The sequence below is a fragment of the Ruegeria atlantica genome (assembly GCF_001458195.1).
GTDB classification, from domain to species: domain Bacteria; phylum Pseudomonadota; class Alphaproteobacteria; order Rhodobacterales; family Rhodobacteraceae; genus Ruegeria; species Ruegeria atlantica.
Genome location: NZ_CYPU01000049.1, coordinates 142,946 through 160,572, shown reverse-complemented (window position 1 = coordinate 160,572; position 17,627 = coordinate 142,946). Strand labels below are relative to the sequence as shown.

General features: G+C 57.4%; 15 protein-coding genes. 8 read left to right on the top strand and 7 right to left on the bottom strand.

Features of this window, described 5'->3' with window-relative positions; translation table 11 throughout:
• Positions 1–261: 261 nt before the first annotated feature.
• Positions 262–1,212 (bottom strand): GlxA family transcriptional regulator, encoded by a 951-nt coding sequence (locus RUA4292_RS15685; protein ID WP_058278455.1) that lies wholly within the window; start codon positions 1,210–1,212, stop codon positions 262–264.
• Between the two features lie 137 nt (positions 1,213–1,349).
• Here RUA4292_RS15685 and RUA4292_RS15680 point away from each other — a divergent pair, with 137 nt between their 5' ends.
• From RUA4292_RS15680 to RUA4292_RS15665, 4 genes are read left to right on the top strand one after another with little or no spacing between them, the layout of a single operon-like run.
• Positions 1,350–2,060: a GntR family transcriptional regulator gene (locus RUA4292_RS15680; RefSeq protein WP_058278454.1), complete on the top strand. Its 711-nt coding sequence runs from the start codon at positions 1,350–1,352 to the stop codon at positions 2,058–2,060.
• A gap of 7 nt (positions 2,061–2,067) precedes the next feature.
• Positions 2,068–2,985 carry a dihydrodipicolinate synthase family protein gene (locus RUA4292_RS15675; RefSeq protein ID WP_058278453.1) on the top strand — a complete coding sequence of 306 codons (918 nt, stop codon included), beginning with the start codon at positions 2,068–2,070 and terminating at the stop codon, positions 2,983–2,985.
• Between the two features lie 3 nt (positions 2,986–2,988).
• Positions 2,989–4,485, top strand: a complete 1,497-nt coding sequence (locus RUA4292_RS15670; RefSeq protein ID WP_058278452.1) for an aldehyde dehydrogenase — start codon at positions 2,989–2,991, stop codon at positions 4,483–4,485.
• Positions 4,482–5,822 (top strand): NAD(P)/FAD-dependent oxidoreductase, encoded by a 1,341-nt coding sequence (locus tag RUA4292_RS15665; RefSeq protein WP_058278451.1) that lies wholly within the window; start codon positions 4,482–4,484, stop codon positions 5,820–5,822. The genes RUA4292_RS15670 and RUA4292_RS15665 overlap by 4 nt, the downstream gene beginning before the upstream one ends.
• A gap of 4 nt (positions 5,823–5,826) precedes the next feature.
• Here RUA4292_RS15665 and RUA4292_RS15660 read toward each other — a convergent pair whose 3' ends face one another.
• From RUA4292_RS15660 to RUA4292_RS24830, 6 genes are all read right to left on the bottom strand, one after another.
• Positions 5,827–6,561 (bottom strand): SDR family NAD(P)-dependent oxidoreductase, encoded by a 735-nt coding sequence (locus tag RUA4292_RS15660; protein WP_058278450.1) that lies wholly within the window; start codon positions 6,559–6,561, stop codon positions 5,827–5,829.
• On the bottom strand, positions 6,558–7,289 hold the full coding sequence (locus RUA4292_RS15655) for an SDR family NAD(P)-dependent oxidoreductase (protein WP_058278477.1): 732 nt from the start codon (positions 7,287–7,289) through the stop codon (positions 6,558–6,560). The genes RUA4292_RS15660 and RUA4292_RS15655 overlap by 4 nt, the downstream gene beginning before the upstream one ends.
• An 11-nt stretch (positions 7,290–7,300) precedes the next feature.
• Positions 7,301–8,404, bottom strand: a complete 1,104-nt coding sequence (locus RUA4292_RS15650; RefSeq protein ID WP_058278449.1) for a mandelate racemase/muconate lactonizing enzyme family protein — start codon at positions 8,402–8,404, stop codon at positions 7,301–7,303.
• A gap of 76 nt (positions 8,405–8,480) precedes the next feature.
• Positions 8,481–10,028: a trimethylamine methyltransferase family protein gene (locus RUA4292_RS15645; RefSeq protein WP_058278448.1), complete on the bottom strand. Its 1,548-nt coding sequence runs from the start codon at positions 10,026–10,028 to the stop codon at positions 8,481–8,483.
• Positions 10,029–10,184: 156 nt separating this feature from the next.
• On the bottom strand, positions 10,185–12,011 hold the full coding sequence (locus RUA4292_RS15640; protein WP_058278447.1) for a BCCT family transporter: 1,827 nt from the start codon (positions 12,009–12,011) through the stop codon (positions 10,185–10,187).
• A gap of 275 nt (positions 12,012–12,286) precedes the next feature.
• Complete coding sequence (locus RUA4292_RS24830; protein WP_058278446.1) at positions 12,287–12,472, bottom strand: hypothetical protein; 186 nt, start codon at positions 12,470–12,472, stop codon at positions 12,287–12,289.
• 95 nt (positions 12,473–12,567) lie between these two features.
• Between RUA4292_RS24830 and RUA4292_RS15630 the strand changes: the two genes are divergently transcribed.
• The 4 genes from RUA4292_RS15630 to RUA4292_RS15615 all read left to right on the top strand — a co-directional run bounded on the left by RUA4292_RS15630 (position 12,568) and on the right by RUA4292_RS15615 (position 17,557).
• On the top strand, positions 12,568–13,473 hold the full coding sequence (locus RUA4292_RS15630) for a LysR substrate-binding domain-containing protein (RefSeq protein WP_058278445.1): 906 nt from the start codon (positions 12,568–12,570) through the stop codon (positions 13,471–13,473).
• A 99-nt stretch (positions 13,474–13,572) separates the two neighbouring features.
• Positions 13,573–14,727, top strand: coding sequence for an aromatic ring-hydroxylating oxygenase subunit alpha (locus RUA4292_RS15625; RefSeq protein ID WP_058278444.1), 1,155 nt, complete (start codon positions 13,573–13,575; stop codon positions 14,725–14,727).
• Between the two features lie 59 nt (positions 14,728–14,786).
• Positions 14,787–15,026, top strand: a complete 240-nt coding sequence (locus RUA4292_RS15620) for a hypothetical protein (RefSeq protein WP_058278443.1) — start codon at positions 14,787–14,789, stop codon at positions 15,024–15,026.
• A gap of 110 nt (positions 15,027–15,136) precedes the next feature.
• Positions 15,137–17,557 (top strand): GcvT family protein, encoded by a 2,421-nt coding sequence (locus RUA4292_RS15615; protein WP_058278442.1) that lies wholly within the window; start codon positions 15,137–15,139, stop codon positions 17,555–17,557.
• Positions 17,558–17,627: the final 70 nt, after the last annotated feature.

The following is a 17,627-nucleotide window of genomic DNA, read 5'->3' as shown; positions in this document are numbered from 1 at the left end:
TTTCACCCTATCAGTTGGCCTGTTTTGAGCCATTTGGTCAACTGGTGAACACCGCAAACGTTAATGTTTTAAACAAAAAAGCACACATATCTGACACGATCTTGTAATAGTTATGCCCACTTCGATATGTATGAATACTCAATCCTGCTGACCAGTTTACCAGTAAAGTTTTAACGAGGGGGTACGAAGCAGGATCAGGGGGTGAGCGCCTGTTCAGCATGGCTCGCCTTAGGACAGAGACGCTCCCCCCGTCCTTATCACTTAGTCTATCTTGTTCTTTTGGGCATGTGGCGTCACACCAAAACTCGACCGGTAAACGCGCGAAAAATGTCCCGGATTTTCGAACCCGCAGGCCATTGCCACTTCGGTCACGGATGCCTCGGTTTGCAATAACAGCTTCTGGGCGCGCTCCAGCCGAAGCTCCATAAAGTACTTCTTGGGCGACGTGTTGAGGTATTTGCCGAACAACCGTTCCAACTGGCGCGTTGAAATCCCCAGGTCCCCGGCAATATCAGACGGGGAAACCGGTGCCTCAATGCAGTCCTGCATGATATGAATTGCCTTGGCGAGATGCGCGTTTCGCATCCCGTTGCGCGATTGAAGGGATACGCGCTGTTTGGCCGTGGCATTGCGAACGGCGTTGTAGACCATCTGGTCAGCAACCGCGATGGACAACTCTTCGCCGTGGTCCCTTTCAATCAGGTGCAACATCAGGTCGGCGGTCGCCGTGCCACCCGAGGCGGTGATGTGCTTTTCATCGGCGACAAAGACACTGCGCACCAGATTCACCTCGGGAAAGGCCTCCATAAAGGCATCGTGGTACTCCCAGTGAATGGCGGCCTGCATCCCGTCCAGAAATCCTGCCTCGGCAAGCAACCACGCGCCCGAACACAAGGCCCCGATGGCCGTACCTCTCGCTCGCTCGCGCCGCAGGGTTGCAAGCAAAGGGCGCGAGACATGGTTGCGCATATGAATACCTGACAGCACGAACAGTTGGTCGGTTTTTGGCAGCGCGTCCAGTCCCCCATGAACCAAAGTCACCGACCCGTTGGAACAGACGGCCTGCTTGCTGTGTTCGGATACAAAAGACCACTCATACAGATCTTGATCGCTGACGAGGTTGGCAATGCGCAGCGGCTCGACTGCGCAGGAAAAAGCGAGATGCGAGAATTCCTCGATCAGGATGAAAGTGATGTGGCGGGGTTGGCGCATAGACGTCCGATTCAGTTTGACGTGGTCGACGGCCTATGCTGCACGATTCTTTTCTGTATACAACTTGTATTTTTTTGGAATACGGAGAATGAACGAAATAGCCGGCACGATTCGCGCAGCGACTGTTGGAGGAACGGATGAAAGACGACGCCAAATCCCGAAAGGCCGAGTTGATGGAGCACCTGAAGGTGTCGATCCTGACGCTGCGCCTGCAACCAGGCACAGATCTGGACGAGGCGCATCTGTCCGACGATTTTGGCTTGTCCCGGACACCGTTGCGCGAAGTGTTCCGGCAACTGGCGGGCGAAGGCTATCTGGACTTGCGCACCAACCGCAGTGCCCGGGTGTCCGAGATGTCTTACACCACCCTACGTGATTTTTTTCTGGCTGCACCCATGGTCTATGGCGCGGTTTTGCGACTTGCCGCGCAGAACGCCACGCGGACGCAGATCAACGACCTGAAAGACGCGCAACAGGCATTCAAGGCCGCGTTGCAGTCCGGATCTGCCGAAGATCGGGCGCTGGCCAATAACCGCTTTCATGATGCGACCGGAGAGATGTCAGGCAATGTATACTTGCGGCCATCATTCAACCGGTTGCTGATCGACCATGCCCGGATCGGGATGACCTTCTATAAACCCCAATCCGCGCACAAGACTGAGAACCTGTCCGAGGCAAGTCGCCAGCATGACGCCATCATCGCCGCCATCGAGGCGGGCGATGAGGCGGCTGCTGCGCAGCTGGCCGAGGATCACTGGAACCTGTCACGCGACCAAATCGAACTGTTCGTGATGCCTGCTGCGCTGGATATCCCGATGGGTATCCCGCCCCTTTCGAAACCTGCATGAGGACGGAATGAACCCGATTTTCAGATTTGAGGGGATCTATACCCCGGTGGTCACACCCTATCACCAAGATGGCGGCGTAAACTGGGATGCCCTGTCCCACGTGATCGAACACCTGATTGAGAATGGTGTGCACGGGCTGATATCGGGTGGGTCAACGGGTGAGAACTATGCCCAGACTGTCGAAGAAAGACTGGAACTGGCGTCGTTCACGCATAAACAGTTGAAAGGCCGGTTGCCTCTGGTTGTCGGAACCGGCGCGATGCTGACGCCGGATTCCATCGCGCTGGCCTCGGGCGCGCGAGAGATTGGCGCAGACGCAATCCTACTGGCAAGCCCACCCTATTCTGTGCCGACCGATCGGGAAAACGCCCTGAACGCGCTGGCTATCGACAAGGCCGCTGACTTGCCGGTGATGTTGTACAACTACCCGCACCGCACCGGTACAATGATGGGGGAAGAATTCCTTGACCGCGTGGGGCGCAGCCGAAACTTCTGCGGCATCAAGGAAAGCTCGGGGGATATCAACCGGGTGCATTTGTTGGCGCGGGATTACCCGCATATCCAGCTTGGCTGCGGTATGGATGATCAGGCGCTGGAATTCTTCGCCTGGGGCGCACCGTTCTGGGTCTGCGGTGGGTCGAACTTCCTGCCAGCCGAACATGTAGCACTATATCAAGCCTGCGTTGTCGAAGGGAACTTCGCAAAGGGCCGCCGCATCATGTCCGCCATGATGCCGTTGATGCGGGTGCTGGAACAGGGCGGCAAGTTCATCCAGACCATCAAGCATGGCGTCACCATGAACGGGATCAACGCAGGCGCGATGCGGCCCCCGCTTAAGGGGCTGAACAAGGATGACAAACGCGCTTTGGAACAGGTGACGCGCGTGCTGAAGAAAACAATCGCAGATATCGTGGCGGAGGGCTAAGGCATGGAATTGCTGACACAGGACGAATACAAATCCATCGCTGCGGGCCTGACCTTGCCCACCGGGGCCTTCATCGACGGCGCTTTCCGCCCGGCTGTCTCTGGCAAGACTTTTGAGACGGTGAACCCCGCTACAGGCGAGAAACTGGCCGATATTGCCGCTTGCGACGCGGCGGATGTGGATTTTGCCGTCGAAAAAGCGCGCGAGGCGTTTGACGATGGACGCTGGTCCAGGATGCACCCCTCGGATCGCAAGGGCATACTGATCCGACTGGCCAAGTTGATGACTCGCAATGCCCGTGAATTGGCAGTGATGGAGAGTATCGACAGCGGCAAGACCATCTATGACTGCGAAACCGTGGATATCCCCGAAACGATCCACTGCCTGAAATGGCATGCCGAGGCGATCGACAAAATCTATGATCAGGTCTCGCCCGCCAGCGACGACCACATCGCCATGGTGGTGCGCGAACCCATCGGAGTTGTGGGGTTGGTGCTGCCGTGGAACTTCCCGCTGCTGATGCTGGCGTGGAAGATCGGGCCAGCGCTGGCGGCGGGCTGTTCCGTCGTGGTGAAACCGGCGACCGAAACCACGCTGACCGCCCTGCGCCTCGCGGAACTGGCGATGGAGGCGGGCCTGCCGCGCGGCGTTTTGAACATCGTGCCCGGTGGCGGCGCTGATGTCGGTGAGCCGATTGGTCGACACATGGATATCGACATGGTCTCTTTCACCGGCTCGACCGTCACTGGCAAACGGTTCCTGACTTATTCGGCGGAAAGCAACGCCAAAGAGGTTGTGTTGGAGATGGGCGGCAAGAACCCGGCCATCGTGATGGATGACGCCGAGAACCTTGACCGCGTAGCGGCCCATGTCGTGAATGGCGCGTTCTGGAATATGGGTGAGAATTGTTCCGCCTCGTCCCGTCTGATCGTGCACAAGGACGTAAAGGCCGAGTTGCTGGAGCGGATCGCCCATCACGCGAAGCAGTGGAACATCGGTGATCCGCTGGACCCGGAAACCCGAATGGGTGCGTTGGTCAGCGAAGGCCACTACAACAAGGTCTGCGGCTACTTAGAACAAGCCGAAAACGTGGTGATTGGTGGCAATGCCAACAAGGGTTTTGTCGAAGCGACCGTGGTCGAAGTACCCGGCAATCACAGCACTCTGGCGCGCGAAGAGATCTTTGGTCCCGTTCTGTCGGTGATCGAAGTGTCTGGCTTTGACGAGGCCATCAAGATTGCCAATGACACCGACTATGGCCTGTGTGCTTCGATCTTTACGGCTAACGCCAAGCGAGCCATCCGCGGCGCGCGGGCGATCCGCGCCGGAACCGTGACGGTGAACAGCTTTGGCGAGGGTGACATCACCACCCCCTTCGGCGGCTACAAACAATCCGGTTTTGGTGGCCGCGACAACTCGGTCCATGCCCACGACCAGTACACCCAGTTGAAAACCATCTGGATTGATCTGGCCGATGACGCGGACGAGGCGATCGATTGACGGCCTATACTGCAAAACGGGTGCCACGACAGACCGGGCCGGCGGGGTGGAACGCCATCCTGCCGCCCCAAACATCGCGACCCCGACTTGAACAGAACACCTCAGCCGACGTCACAATTGTCGGTGGCGGGTTTGCCGGGCTGAGCGCCGCGCGCAGGCTGCGCCAGCTTGACCCAGCGCTCAAGGTTGTTCTGCTAGAGGCTGGTCGCTTTGCCGAAGGTTCCGCTGGCCGCAATTCGGGCTTCATGATCGATCTGCCCCATGATCTGGCCTCGGACAATTACGCCGGAGGCGGGCTGGAAGCGGACCGCGCAACCATAGCCCTAAACCGCCGCGCAATAAGATTTGCAACGAACGTGGCTGAAGAATGCGAGCTGCCGCAGGAAATGTTCGACCCCTGCGGTAAGTTCAACGCAGCCGCCACACGAGCCGGGGACAGGCACAACCGCGAATTCGCCGCACATCTGGATCGGTTGGGAGAGCCTAGCACGCTTTTTGACCGCCAACAGATGCAAGAGATCACGGGCAGCCCGCACTACAGCTCGGGCCTCTACGCACCCGGCACAGTGATGATCCAGCCCGCCGGCTACATTCGCGCTCTGTCCTCTCACCTATCGCCACATATTGATCTGTTCGAAAACTCTCCTGTTACCGGCTTTGAAAAACAAGGCGTGGGTTGGTTTGTGAAAACACCTGAAGCGCAGGTTTCGACGGGCCGCATAATTCTGGCCAATAACGGCCATCTGGAGAGCTTTGGCTTTTACGAACGCCGACTGATGCACATCTGCCTTTACGCGTCGATCACCGAGCGTTTGACGCCTGAACAGATCACGACATTGGGCGGTCAATCCCGCTGGTCGGTCACTCCGGCCGATCCGATGGGCACCTCAGTCCGGCGGGTCTCAGGCAGCTATGGCGACCGGATTTTGATCCGGTCCTGTTCAACTTTTCATCCGACAATCGAGACCAGCCCAATGCGCCTGCGCAATGCAGGCTGGGTGCACGACCGCAAATTTCGCGAACGGTTCCCGCATCTGCCCCAGGTGCAAATGGAGCATCGTTGGGCCGGAATGCTTTGCCTTAGCCGAAACGGATCAGCAGCATTCGGAGAGTTGGACGACGGCATCTTCTCGGCCTGTTGTCAGAACGGCTTGGGAATTGCCCGAGGGACATTGCAGGGCATGGCAGTGGCGGAATTGGTCACGCAAGGCGGATCGGACATAGCGGATCATTTCCTGGCCCAACCGATGCCGCCGCGCCTGCCGCCAGAGCCGTTCGCATCATTGGGTGCAAATAGCTATCTGATTTGGAAAGAGTGGCGTTCAGGAAAGGAATGACCTGTCAGGGCAGGCTGAGCTTGGACATGCGACCGCCGTCCACGGTGTAGACCTGACCGGTGACAAAACTGGCCTCTTCAGACGCAAGAAACGCTACCACTGCCGCAACCTCCTCTGGTCGGCCAGTCCGGGCGACGGGATGAATGCGGCCAATGTCGCGGCGAAATGCATCCGGATCCGGCTGAACGTCGATGAAACCCATGTTCAGTTCAGTGTCGATCCAGCCGGGCGCCACCGCGTTGCACCGGACCCCCTCCGCCCCGTGATCCACGGCGACGGCGCGGGTCAAACCGTGCAACCCGGCTTTGGTCGCACAATAGGCCACATGGCCAGGATTACAGCCCAATCCCTCGATTGAGCCGATATTGACGATGTTCCCTTGCGTCTGCCGCAGATGGGGCAACGCCGCCTTGATCAGCAGAAAAGGAGCCGTCAGGTTGACTGTCAGGTTGCGCTGCCATTCCTCTAGGCTCATGTCTTCGACAAGGACTTCCTGCATCATGCCCGCGTTGTTGACGAGGATATCCAGACGCCCTGCCCGCTCAACGATCTGATTTACCACAGATTGCGGGCTGCTCGGATCACCAAAATCTGCCTCGATCCCTTCGAACCTGGGATCTTGCCCGCGTTGCGCGGTAAATACTTGCGCCCCGTCCTGACGCAACCGTTCAGCAATGGCCCGACCGATCCCGCTGCGTCCGCCGGTGACTAGGGCGGTTTTGCCTTCAAATCGGGTCATGATACTGGCTTGCCTCCGTTCACCTCAAGCACCGCGCCGCAGATATAGCGCGACGCATCCGAGGCCAGAAACAGGATTACATCAGCAATGTCTTCGGGTTCAGCAATTCGCCCCAAGGGAACAGTCTGCCCCAGCTTGGCGACAGCTGTGTCCGGGTCGAAGCCACGCTTGGCAAAACCGGATCGCAACATAGGCGTGTTCACCTCGTTCGGGCAAACCGCGTTGATGCGGATGCCCTGATGGGAGTGGTCCATCCCCATGCATTGAGTCAGAGAGGCAATCGCGGCCTTGGTCATGCAATAGACAGCGTGGTTTGGACCGGGGCGCAGGCCCCAGCAGGATGCGGTGTTTACGATCGCACCGGCTCCGTTGGCAGCCATAATCGGGATCGCAGCGCGGCAAATGCGAAAGGGGGCTTCGACGTTCACGCCCAGAGACAGAGACCAATCCTGATCCGAGGTTTCAGTGACGGCACCCCGCGTAATGACACCTGCGTTGTTAACAACAATGTCCAACCCGCCCAGCGCATCTGCTGCCCTTTGCGGAAGTGCATCGGCATAGGTCGGGTCCAGCAGATCACCAGGCAGATGGGCCTCGGCCTCGATCCCGTCAGTCAGGCGGTCAGCAACGGCAACCTGCGCGCCGGCGGCACGTAGGCGGCGCACCAGAGTGGTTCCGATCCCCCCTGCAGCGCCCGTGACCAAAGCTGATTTTCCCGCAAACTCCATGATATGCTCCATCAGAAAGATGCGACCGGCGCGCCAAAGCGGGTTTCGTCGGGAACGACGCCCAACCCCGGCCCGGTTGGAACTTGGATATGCCCGCCTTCAATGCGAATTCCATTCTGGGCATCGTAATTGCCTTCGATGTATGGCGCTGCCAGCCAAACACCTTCCAGCAGATCGGGTCGAACAGTCGCGCCGAAATGTGTGCATGCTGCGGCAATAATGTCCCCTCCCCAACTGTCGTCGCAGGTATGGGGCAGATTCCGCGCTTCGCAGAGATCTCGGAACGCGCGCATGGGCTGCAGGCCACCGATCCGCGTGACTTTCATGCCGAACCCATCCACCAGACCAGTGCCCACCGCAGTGATAACCGTATTCAGATTGGTGGCATTTTCGTCCATGTAGATCGGGTGGCTCACTTGTGACCGAATCTTTTGCAGATCTTCGATCGTATCGCAGGGTTGTTCCATGACAAACGGAATGTCCGGGCATTCGCGGCTGACACGCAACGCATCACGGGTTGTCCAGCCGCGGTTTCCGTCCACGGCCAGCCGCATGCCTGACCCGCCGATTGCCTCCCACACTTTGCGGATGGTTTCGATATCGATTTCAACCGGTCGACCACCAACTTTGATTTGCAGGCGCAGGTAACCTTCGGCCAATTTTTCCCTAGCCAGAACGGCTATATCGTCGGGTGCCCCAACCCCCGTCGCATAATATGACGGAACCTTGTCTACTTCTGCACCGCCAAGAAGTTCCGACACGCTGATCCCAAACTGCTTGCCCAGCAGATCATGTGCCGCGATGTCGATAGCCGCCTTGGCATAGTTATGTCCGTTCAAAAGGCCGCCCATTCGTCGGTGCAGTCCTAGCGGAGAGATCTCAGCACCCCATAATTCTTCGGCCATCTGAGCCAACGCAGCCCGAGCACCAGCGGCGTGGGCCTCGGCGTAAGTGGGGCCAACCGGGCAGGTCTCGCCCCATCCGACCAACCCGTTGTCGGCCACCAGTTTGACCAATGTGGTGTCTAGCGCCCAGACCTCGGCATTGGCCATTGTGTAGGGGCCGTTTTTGACAGGCAGATCGTGGCTATAGATGTGAATTTCAGCGATTTTCACGGCTTGTGTTCCGTACTGCTATTGAAGGGACAAACCCGCCCAACTGGCCGGACGGGTGGAATGCGGGGGAGTAACTTCAGTAACTTTGGTTCAGCTCATCAGCGGCCGGGATTTCACGCTCACGTCGGGCGATGTAGTCCAGCAAGGCCTCGTTTTTCGCCTCATCGAGTTTGGGTTCTTCATACTTGGCCAGCAACGCGCGCGCGCGGTTCAGGGCGCGCGCGGTGATTTCAATGCTGCCTTCTGCCTGCCATTGTTCGATCGAGTTGTTGTCGAACAGCTCGGGCATGAAGAATGCACTCTGGAAATTGTCCTGTGTATGGGGGTGACCAAGATAGTGACCACCAGGTCCAACATCCGGAACCGCTGCGAGGGCCTGATCGAAATCGTGCCATTTCGGCCCCTCAGCCATGCGATGGGCCATCGCGCATTGTTCGGCGTCGACGATAAACTTGGCGACGGAACAGTGCATCCCGGCCTCATTCCATCCGGCTGAATGCCAGATGTAGTTAGCGCCCGCATGCATGACTGCCTGCAAGGTGGTGGCAGATTCATATCCGGCCTGCGCGTCAAAAGTCTTGGCCCCACCCAACGTATTCGAAGTACGCCACGGGACCCCATAATGCCGTGCCATCTGACCAATCATGAAATTCATCAGGCTGATCTCGGGTGTACCCGCCATCGGCGCACCGGATTTCATCGACACGGTCGACAGGTAGTGGCCATAGATCGCCGGAGCCCCCTTGCGAATTACCTGTGTGTAGGCCAGTGCGCTCAGCGCCTCGGCATTCAGCTGCGCCACAGTGGCCGGAACAGATGCGGGCGTGTTGGCCCCCCCCAGAACGAAGGGTGAGCAGAGCACTGGTTGATTGCGACGGCAAAAGGCCCGCAACGCACCCAGCATGGTTTCGTCCCACACCAGTGGTGAATTGCCGTTGCAGTTACCGGTAGTCACCGGGTGATCTTCAAGGAATTCCTCGCCAAACAGGATCGCGCACATGTCCATCACATCTTCGGCGTTCTTGGGTGAGGTGGTCATGCCCATGAACGTTTTGTCCGAGTGTTTCATCGAAGAATAGGTGATGCGCAGGTGGCGTTGACTGATCGGATGGTCGTAGGGTTCCACGATGTGATGCGCCGAGGAATGCAGCGCGGGCATCATGTGGCTGAGTTTGTGGAACATCGCCAGATCTTCCAGCAACGGATTTCGGCGCACGTCGTCCAGATCGCGCAGAAATGGGGCGCCGGTCATAGGCACAAAGATCGAGTGCTTACCGCCCAGCCGCACATTCTTTTTCGGGTCCCGCGCGTGATAAGTGAAATCGCTGGGTATGGTGGCAATCAACTCGCGCACCAAACCACGGTCGAGGTAAACCAGCTCGCCATCGACCTTGGCACCGGCCTTCTTCCAGTCTTCCAGCGCGATGGGGTCTCGGAACTGAACGCCAACGTTCTCAAGGATGTCCATCGAGGCACTGTCTGTACGTTCGACTTGAGCGCCATCCATCACTTCACACAAGGGGATGCCTCTAGTCAGGCCAGGCAGCATTTCAAAGTTCGGGGCAGTGCGCAGGGCGCGGCGGGCAGAGCGTCCGCCCGAGCGTGTCGCAGTACGAATGTTCACGGGGCAATCCTCCAATCTTGCTGATCAGACTGACGGATTCGGCACCGGCGCACCTCACTGATTGCGATATCTGTTTGCAGGAAACGACACGGAAACCCGGAACGAAAAACGCCGCCCCAACTGGGGCGGCGTCTGTTTTGGCACTAAGACTTGCGCTTATTCAGCCGCCTGCGTGCTTGCATCAGCATGCTTGTCGCGCCGACCATCACGATAGAGCGCCTTGGTCAGCGAAACCATCATCAGGCCCATCACGATGGTAAACGGCAGAGCACCGATGATCATCGCATTGCGCAACGCGTCCATCGGGTTGTTTTCACCAGCGGCTAAGATCAGCGCACCGATCACGGCGGTCAGGATAACACCCCAGATAATACGGTGCTTGACCCCGGTTTCCTGGCTGCCACCGGACATGATGGTATTCATAACCAGAATGCCTGAGTCCGCAGAAGTCACCAAGAAGGTCATGATCAGGATCACGCACATGACGTTCAGCATGGACAGAAGTCCACCGTCGATCATGTAAGACAGCGTCACGAACAACTTGTTGGTGTTCGACGCACCGATGATCGCGCCTTCAGCTGCACCAGCCAATTCCAGATCAATCGCAGTACCACCCAGAACAGTCATCCAGGCAAAGCAAACCAGCGCCGGCGCCAATACGCAGCCCAGAATGAACTCACGCACAGACCGACCCTTGGAGATGCGCGCCAGGAACAGGCCCACAAACGGCGAGAACGCAATCCACCAAGCCCAGTAGAAGGTGGTCCAGCCCGACTGCCAGCCAAACTGACGGCCTTGCTCACCTGCTGCATAAACAGCCGCCAGCGTCTCGTCACTCAACTCAGCCGCAGCACCTTCAAGACCGCTCTTAAAGCCGTCAAAGCTGCCCCATGCGTTGGTTGCGCCACCCACCAGATCAGCCGCATGCGCCTGCGCTTCTGCAGGCAGAGCCGCTGCAAACGCTTCGGTCGACAACGGACCGTATGCACCAAAGCTCAGCGAGAGGAAGTGCAGAAGGTAGTCAAACAGTGCTGTGCCATAAGTTGTCATGGCGAATACGAACGAGCCGAAGATCACAAAGGTGCCCAGCAGGATAATCGACAGAACAAGGTTCAGGTTCGACAGGTATTTAACACCGCGACCAACACCCGAGACCGCCGAAATAATCGACAGACCCATGATGACAACCAGACCCGCGATCAGACCAACTTTGCTTGGCGTGGGTACTTCACCGCCAAAATCCATGATCCATTCCATGCCGGTGATTGCATACAGACCGTCGATGAACTGGCTGACACCAAACCCGATCGTAACGGACACACCCAGGATCGTTGCAACAACGCCCAGAACGTCAACGACGTGGCCGAGAAAACCGTTCATCAGACGACCGAAAAGCGGGGTAAGAGCAGCGCGAATGGTAAGAGGCATGTCACGAGTATAGGCGTAGTAGGCCAGTGACAGGCCGGTCACCACGTAAATTGCCCAGGCATGAAAGCCATAATGCAGGAAAGTATACCGATACGCGGATTGAACGGACTCTGGATCATTGCCTGCAACTGCACCGGCCACGACTTCGGGGTTCGATCCCCACAGGCCCAACGGTTCAGCGGTGGCAAAAACCATCAGGCCGACACCCAGACCCGCTCCGAACATCATCGAGAACCAGGAGAAGTTCGAAAACTCGGGTTTTTCGCCCGCTGTTCCCATAACCCGCTTTCCGGTCGTTGGAAGGATGGCAACAATGACGAGGAAGATGACAAACAGGCCGACAATGACCACGTAGAAGCTGTTGAAGACTTCCAGCAGCTTTCCATTCCAGCTGCCAAGTGTGCTGTTGGCATTGGCCGGAAAGACAAGTGCCCATAGCACAAGGGCAACCATGATGCCCTTACTGATTAGGGCGATTGGGACGCTGTAATTTTCATAGAATCCGGCATCGGCCGTTTCTATCTCCAGATCCGTAAAGGGTTCGGGTATCGACATGTTGCTCCTCCGTGGTGCTGTATCAATTGCGAAACTGCCTCTGCATTTCACGCAATTCGCCCAATCGCCTCGAACGATGGGGAAGGTGCTGCAGCAGACGTATCGGCTCTTTCTTGTTTCGTTTCTGTGTTTCAGAAATGCGGCACCGCCGCATTGTCTTGCGCCTTCTGAGTTGCATTGAATTCAACACACCGTGCAATCAGGCGATACTCGGTCTTACCAACTGGGAATGGGTTCGCGCCTCCTTCACGTCCCCTTTCGACCTTTCCCGTTTGTCAGTTCGGGACATCATTGTGTCGCAGTACCGTCTTGCGACGCCCGGTAAATTCTCTCAAAAAGTCCGAAAAACACAACATTTGTTGGTAGAACTGACTATAGTGGCGCTCCGTTCTGAATTCGGCCAGAACCGACGCATTGACGAAAAATGCGACATCCGCCTTTAACTTGAGCCAGAAAAACATCAAATCATCAAAAGCGCTATAGCTTTCACCTTCAAAAAAACTAAAACTGAGTTGATAAAAACTAAACTAACCCAAAAAACGATTCACCAGCTTCCATGTCCAGACGCCACTACAACCTGCCGCCGCTGACAACCTTGTCAGCTTTTGAGGCCGCCGCCCGCCACCTGAGCTTTAAGAACGCCGCCGTTGAACTGTCTGTCACACCCGGCGCGGTCAGCCACCAGATCAAGGCGCTAGAAGGCGATCTGGACACACCGTTGTTTCAACGCAAGCATCGCGGCGTTGATCTGACCGAGGATGGCAAGGCGCTTTATGACGCGCTGTCCACGTCCTTCGGCCGCATCTCGAAAACGCTGAGCATGATCCGCGACCGATCGACAGCCGGAAAGGTGACCGTAGGATCGACAACCGCGGTCGCCGCGTTGTGGTTGTCTCCAGCTGTCATTCGGTTCTGGCGGGACATGCCCGAAGTCAATGTTGATCAACTGTCACAGGATCGCCCCTTTCGCGATCGGCCTGACGTCGACTTTTTCATTCGCTATGGTCGGGACAGCGATCCCAACCTGTCACACACTCCGCTGTTTCGCGACCAGCTAGTCCCGGTCGGAAGCCCAGAGATGGCAGAAAGGCTTGTGGATGCCGGTCTTGAGGATCTGACCTCTGAACGGCTGATCCATCTGGAGTCAGAAGATCGCACCTGGACCACCTGGCCCGAATGGTTCCAGCAGTTGGGATATAATGGCACAGTGCCCATTGAATCCCGCGTCAACAGCTATTCCGTCGCGCTGCAGCTTGCGCGCAAGGGTGCCGGGCTGGCGCTGGGTTGGCAGCGGCTGATCCAACCCATGCTGCAATCAGGCAAACTGGTTCCTATCGGCACACACCAAGTCCCCGCTCCGAACCAGTTTTACCTGGTCGGACGCCCGGACGAAGAACTCTCAGAAAGCGCCCGCGCCCTGAAGAACTGGATCGTTCAAGAGGTTCAGGAGGGTTCGGTTTAGGTGAAATCACTCTCTGATGAGCTTTTCTGATATTGAGACCAACAGGTTCAATCCGCCAATAGGGATTAATAGCATCCAGCAAAACCTCAGGAGAGCCCGATGAACAAGCATAGCGCGCTGTCTTCCGTTCTGGCCGATGTAAACGTCGCAAATGGCCTGCCGAACGAACATTACATCGATCCGACCGTTTTTGACGAAGAAAAGCGTTCTGTGCTGTATGCCAACTGGTCCGGGATCGGCTTCGGCAAGGATGTTCCGGAAGAAGGCGATGCAAAACCAGTCGATTTTCTGGGCATGCCGCTGCTGATTGTCCGGGACAAAGACGGCGAGGTTGGCGTTTTTCAAAACACCTGCCGCCACCGCGGGATGATTCTGATAGACACGCCGCGCAAAATCGGCGGCGCAATCCGCTGCCCCTATCATAGTTGGTGCTACAGCCTGAAAGGTGAGCTGCGCGCAACCCCGCATGTGGGTGGTCCCGGCCAGAACAAGCACGAAGACGTCAATCGCGAAGACTTGGGTCTGATCCGCGTGCGGTCCTACGTCTGGCGCGACGTGATCTTTGTGAATGTTGACGGCACAGCGCCGGAATTCGAAGAGGTTCACGGCGCCCTGCTGGAGCGATGGGGAGAGTTTGACAAACCCGTCTTTCACGGCGGTGAAACCTCGTCGTTCAAGCTTGAGGTCAAGACCAACTGGAAGCTGGCGGTCGAGAATTATTGCGAAAGCTATCACCTGCCGTGGGTGCATCCCGGTCTGAACAGCTATTCCAGGCTGGAGGATCACTATAACATCGAGGTACGCGGCCAGTATTCCGGACAAGGCACAATGGTCTATCGCCAGTTGACAGATCAGGACGGAGCAACGTTCCCGGACTTCGATGGGCTAAGCGACAAATGGGACGAAGGCGCAGAGTACATAGCGCTGTACCCGAACGTTCTGTTGGGCGTTCAGCGGGACCATGCATTCGCTATCGTGTTGGAGCCGGTCGATCAGGAAAACACGGTAGAACACATCGAGTTATACTACGCAAAAAGCGTCGAAGACACGCCCCAACATGACGGGCTACGCGCCTCAAATGCGCAGCTGTGGAAAACCGTGTTCGAAGAGGATGTCTTTGTGGTCGAAGGCATGCAAAAGGGCCGGCATGGAATGCTATTCGATGGCGGTCGGTTCTCGCCCGCGATGGATGGCCCGACGCATAACTTTCACCATTGGGTCGCGACGCAAGTTGAAAACGGCCGCGTGGAGTAACCCTTTAGGATTGGTCAGCCGCTGGGTGGCTGACCAGTTGCCCGTAGAAGGGGACGCCCATGGACAAAAAGGAGCTGGATCGCCTCTTGCTGGACGCGCATGATCGAAATGATAATGCCGATCTGATCCGATGCTATACGATAGCGGCGGATGAGCATGAAGCGATGCAAGACATCGACGCCGCCTGTTTCTACCTGACACATGCCTTCATTTTCGCGCTGGAATCCGGCGCGCCCGAAGCTGATGCGCTGAACCAACGGCTGGTCGCATATGGCCGGGCGCATAAGCTGGATTTCTGAGTTTAGCCTCAGATTAAACTCACTCAACCCAACATGAAATTTATGTCCGTTGCCGATGCCATCGCGATGATGACACATGGCGGTGGGACCAACTTTGATACGGCAGGCTCATGAAAACGAATGCACAGGCGGTGGTGATTGGCGGCGGGGTGATCGGGTGTTCGATCCTCTATCATTTGACCAAACTGGGATGGTCGGATGTGGTTCTGCTGGAACGGGATGAACTGACATCCGGGTCCACTTGGCACGCCGCGGCGAACATCCACGGGCTGCACGACAGCACCAATATAAGCCGCATTCAGCACTATACGATGAACCTGTACAAAGAGCTTGAAGCCGAAACCGGCCAAAGCTGTGGCGTGTTCCAGCCCGGTTCGCTGTATCTGGCGCAGACCGAAGAACGCGAACATCAACTGAAGTTGCAGGCCGCTAAGGCTAAGCTTTACGGCATGAACTTTTATGAGATCAGCATCGAAGAGGCTCAGCGTCTGAACCCGCTGGTCAACTACGATGGCATCCGCTGCGTGATGTACGAACCTGACGGCGGCAATGTGGACCCTTCGGGCGTCACAAATGCCTATGCGGTAGGCGCCCGACAGCGCGGGGCCGAGATTCATCGCTTCACTCCGGTCACCGCAACCGACCAGCAAGAAGATGGTACCTGGATTGTGCGGACTCCCAAAGGCGATATCCGCACCCCTTGGGTCGTCAATGCCGCCGGTCTGTGGGGTCGCGAAGTCGCCAAATTGGCTGGCATCGAGCTGCCCCTGCAACCGACCGAACATCAGTACTTCTTGACCGAAACCATGGCGGACGTGGCCGCGCACGGCACGCGCTTGCCTTCGGTTAGTGATCGCGACGGCGAATACTACCTGCGGCAGGAAGGTCAGGGCCTGCTGGTTGGCGCCTATGAAAAGGACATGAAATTCTGGGCCGAGGACAGCACGCCACTCGACTTCGCGCATGATCTCTTCCCCGACGATCTGGAACGGATCGAAGAGAATATGATGAACGCCATCGAACGTCTGCCCGCCGTGGGTGAAGCCGGTATCAAACGGGTTATCAACGGGCCGATGATCTGGTCGCCCGACAGCAACGTGCTGATGGGACCAGTGCCCGAGGTCGACGGCTATTTCTGTTGCAACGGTATCATCCCCGGCTTCTCGCAATCCGGCGGCATGGGCCTGATGGCGGCGCAATGGATCATCGAGGGTGAAACGCAGTACGATATGTTCGCCTGGGATATGGCTCGGTTCGATGACTGGGCGACGAAAGAGTTCACAATGGCCCGCGTTCAGGACCAGTACGCCCACCGGTTCGCCATTCACTTCCCCAACGAAGAGCGCAGCGCAGGTCGTCCGGCGCGTACGCGCCCTGTCTACGACACGCAGGCTCAAATGGGTGCCGTCTTCGGCCTGAATGCTGGCTGGGAACATCCGCTATGGTTCGCAGACACTCCGGGCGCCAAAGACACCAATGGTTTTACGCGTCAGAACTGGTGGGGACCAGTTGGCGAGGAATGCTGTATGCTGCGTGACCGCGCAGGAATCATCGACATCTCGAACTTTGCCAAATATGTCTGCAAAGGCCCCGGGGGCGAGGGTTGGCTCAACGCAGTTTTCGCCAACACTATGCCTAAGGCTGAAGGTCGGTCCTGCCTGACGCCGCTGATCTCGAAACGCGGAGGAATCGCTGGGGACTTCACCGTTACCCGCGTGGCCGAGAACGAATTCTGGATCATCGGTTCAGGCATGGCGGAACGCTATCACAAGCGGTTCTTCAAGCAGGTTCCTCTGCCCAAGGGCACCACTTTCGAAAGCAAGACCCAAGCTGTGTGCGGGTTCAACGTCGCGGGCCCAAAATCGCGCGAGATTTTGCAACGACTCACTAATACCCCACTCGCCACCGAGGATTTTCCGTTCATGCGGTCGGCGAAAATCGAACTGGCCGGGATCGAGGTGCTGGCCCTGCGGGTCTCGTTCACAGGTGATCTGGGTTGGGAGGTGCACTGCGCCACCGAAGATCAGGCCAACCTGTACGACGCGCTGCTTCAAGCCGGGCAGGAGTTCGGCGCGGGGCCGGTTGGCAGCCGGGCGTTGATGTCTTTGCGCGTCGAAAAGGGGTATGGATCGTGGAGCCGCGAATACAGCCCCGAATACTGGCCGCATGAAGTAGGTCTGGATCGGTTGTGCAAGTTTAGCAAAGGCTTTCTGAACAAGAACGCAGCCGAGGCCGTTTTAGCCAACCTTGCCCGCGAACAGCTTGTCCTTTTGCATCTGGATGAGGCTGACACCAGCGCGTCGAACGCCGACGCGACCGGCGGTGAGCCAATCTTCAAAAATGGTAAGGGTATCGGCCGCGTGACGTCAGGCGCTTATGGTTATTCCGTCGGCATGTCTCTGGCGCTTAGCTTTGTGACCGATGCCAAAGCAGGGGATAAGGTCGAGGTGATGGTATTGGGACATCCGCACAAGGCGACCATTCTGTCCGAGCCGCCCTTTGATCCAAATGGTGAAATTCTGCGCGGCTGAATAAACCGTGAACGGCGCCTGACCCTACGAGAGGCTGTTCTCACGCATTCCAGCGCCTATAGTCTGACCC

Bases quoted from the DNA above. Each gene is read 5' to 3' on its own strand.
- RUA4292_RS15630 (WP_058278445.1), top strand. From the start codon at position 12,568: ATGTCCAGACGCCACTACAACCTGCCGCCGCTGACAACCTTGTCAGCT.
- RUA4292_RS24830 (WP_058278446.1), bottom strand. From the start codon at position 12,472: ATGTTTTTCTGGCTCAAGTTAAAGGCGGATGTCGCATTTTTCGTCAAT.
- RUA4292_RS15655 (WP_058278477.1), bottom strand. From the start codon at position 7,289: ATGGAGTTTGCGGGAAAATCAGCTTTGGTCACGGGCGCTGCAGGGGGG.
- RUA4292_RS15670 (WP_058278452.1), top strand. From the start codon at position 2,989: ATGGAATTGCTGACACAGGACGAATACAAATCCATCGCTGCGGGCCTG.
- RUA4292_RS15680 (WP_058278454.1), top strand. From the start codon at position 1,350: ATGAAAGACGACGCCAAATCCCGAAAGGCCGAGTTGATGGAGCACCTG.
- RUA4292_RS15640 (WP_058278447.1), bottom strand. From the start codon at position 12,011: ATGTCGATACCCGAACCCTTTACGGATCTGGAGATAGAAACGGCCGAT.
- RUA4292_RS15660 (WP_058278450.1), bottom strand. From the start codon at position 6,561: ATGACCCGATTTGAAGGCAAAACCGCCCTAGTCACCGGCGGACGCAGC.
- RUA4292_RS15685 (WP_058278455.1), bottom strand. From the start codon at position 1,212: ATGCGCCAACCCCGCCACATCACTTTCATCCTGATCGAGGAATTCTCG.
- RUA4292_RS15620 (WP_058278443.1), top strand. From the start codon at position 14,787: ATGGACAAAAAGGAGCTGGATCGCCTCTTGCTGGACGCGCATGATCGA.
- RUA4292_RS15615 (WP_058278442.1), top strand. From the start codon at position 15,137: ATGAAAACGAATGCACAGGCGGTGGTGATTGGCGGCGGGGTGATCGGG.
- RUA4292_RS15625 (WP_058278444.1), top strand. From the start codon at position 13,573: ATGAACAAGCATAGCGCGCTGTCTTCCGTTCTGGCCGATGTAAACGTC.
- RUA4292_RS15675 (WP_058278453.1), top strand. From the start codon at position 2,068: ATGAACCCGATTTTCAGATTTGAGGGGATCTATACCCCGGTGGTCACA.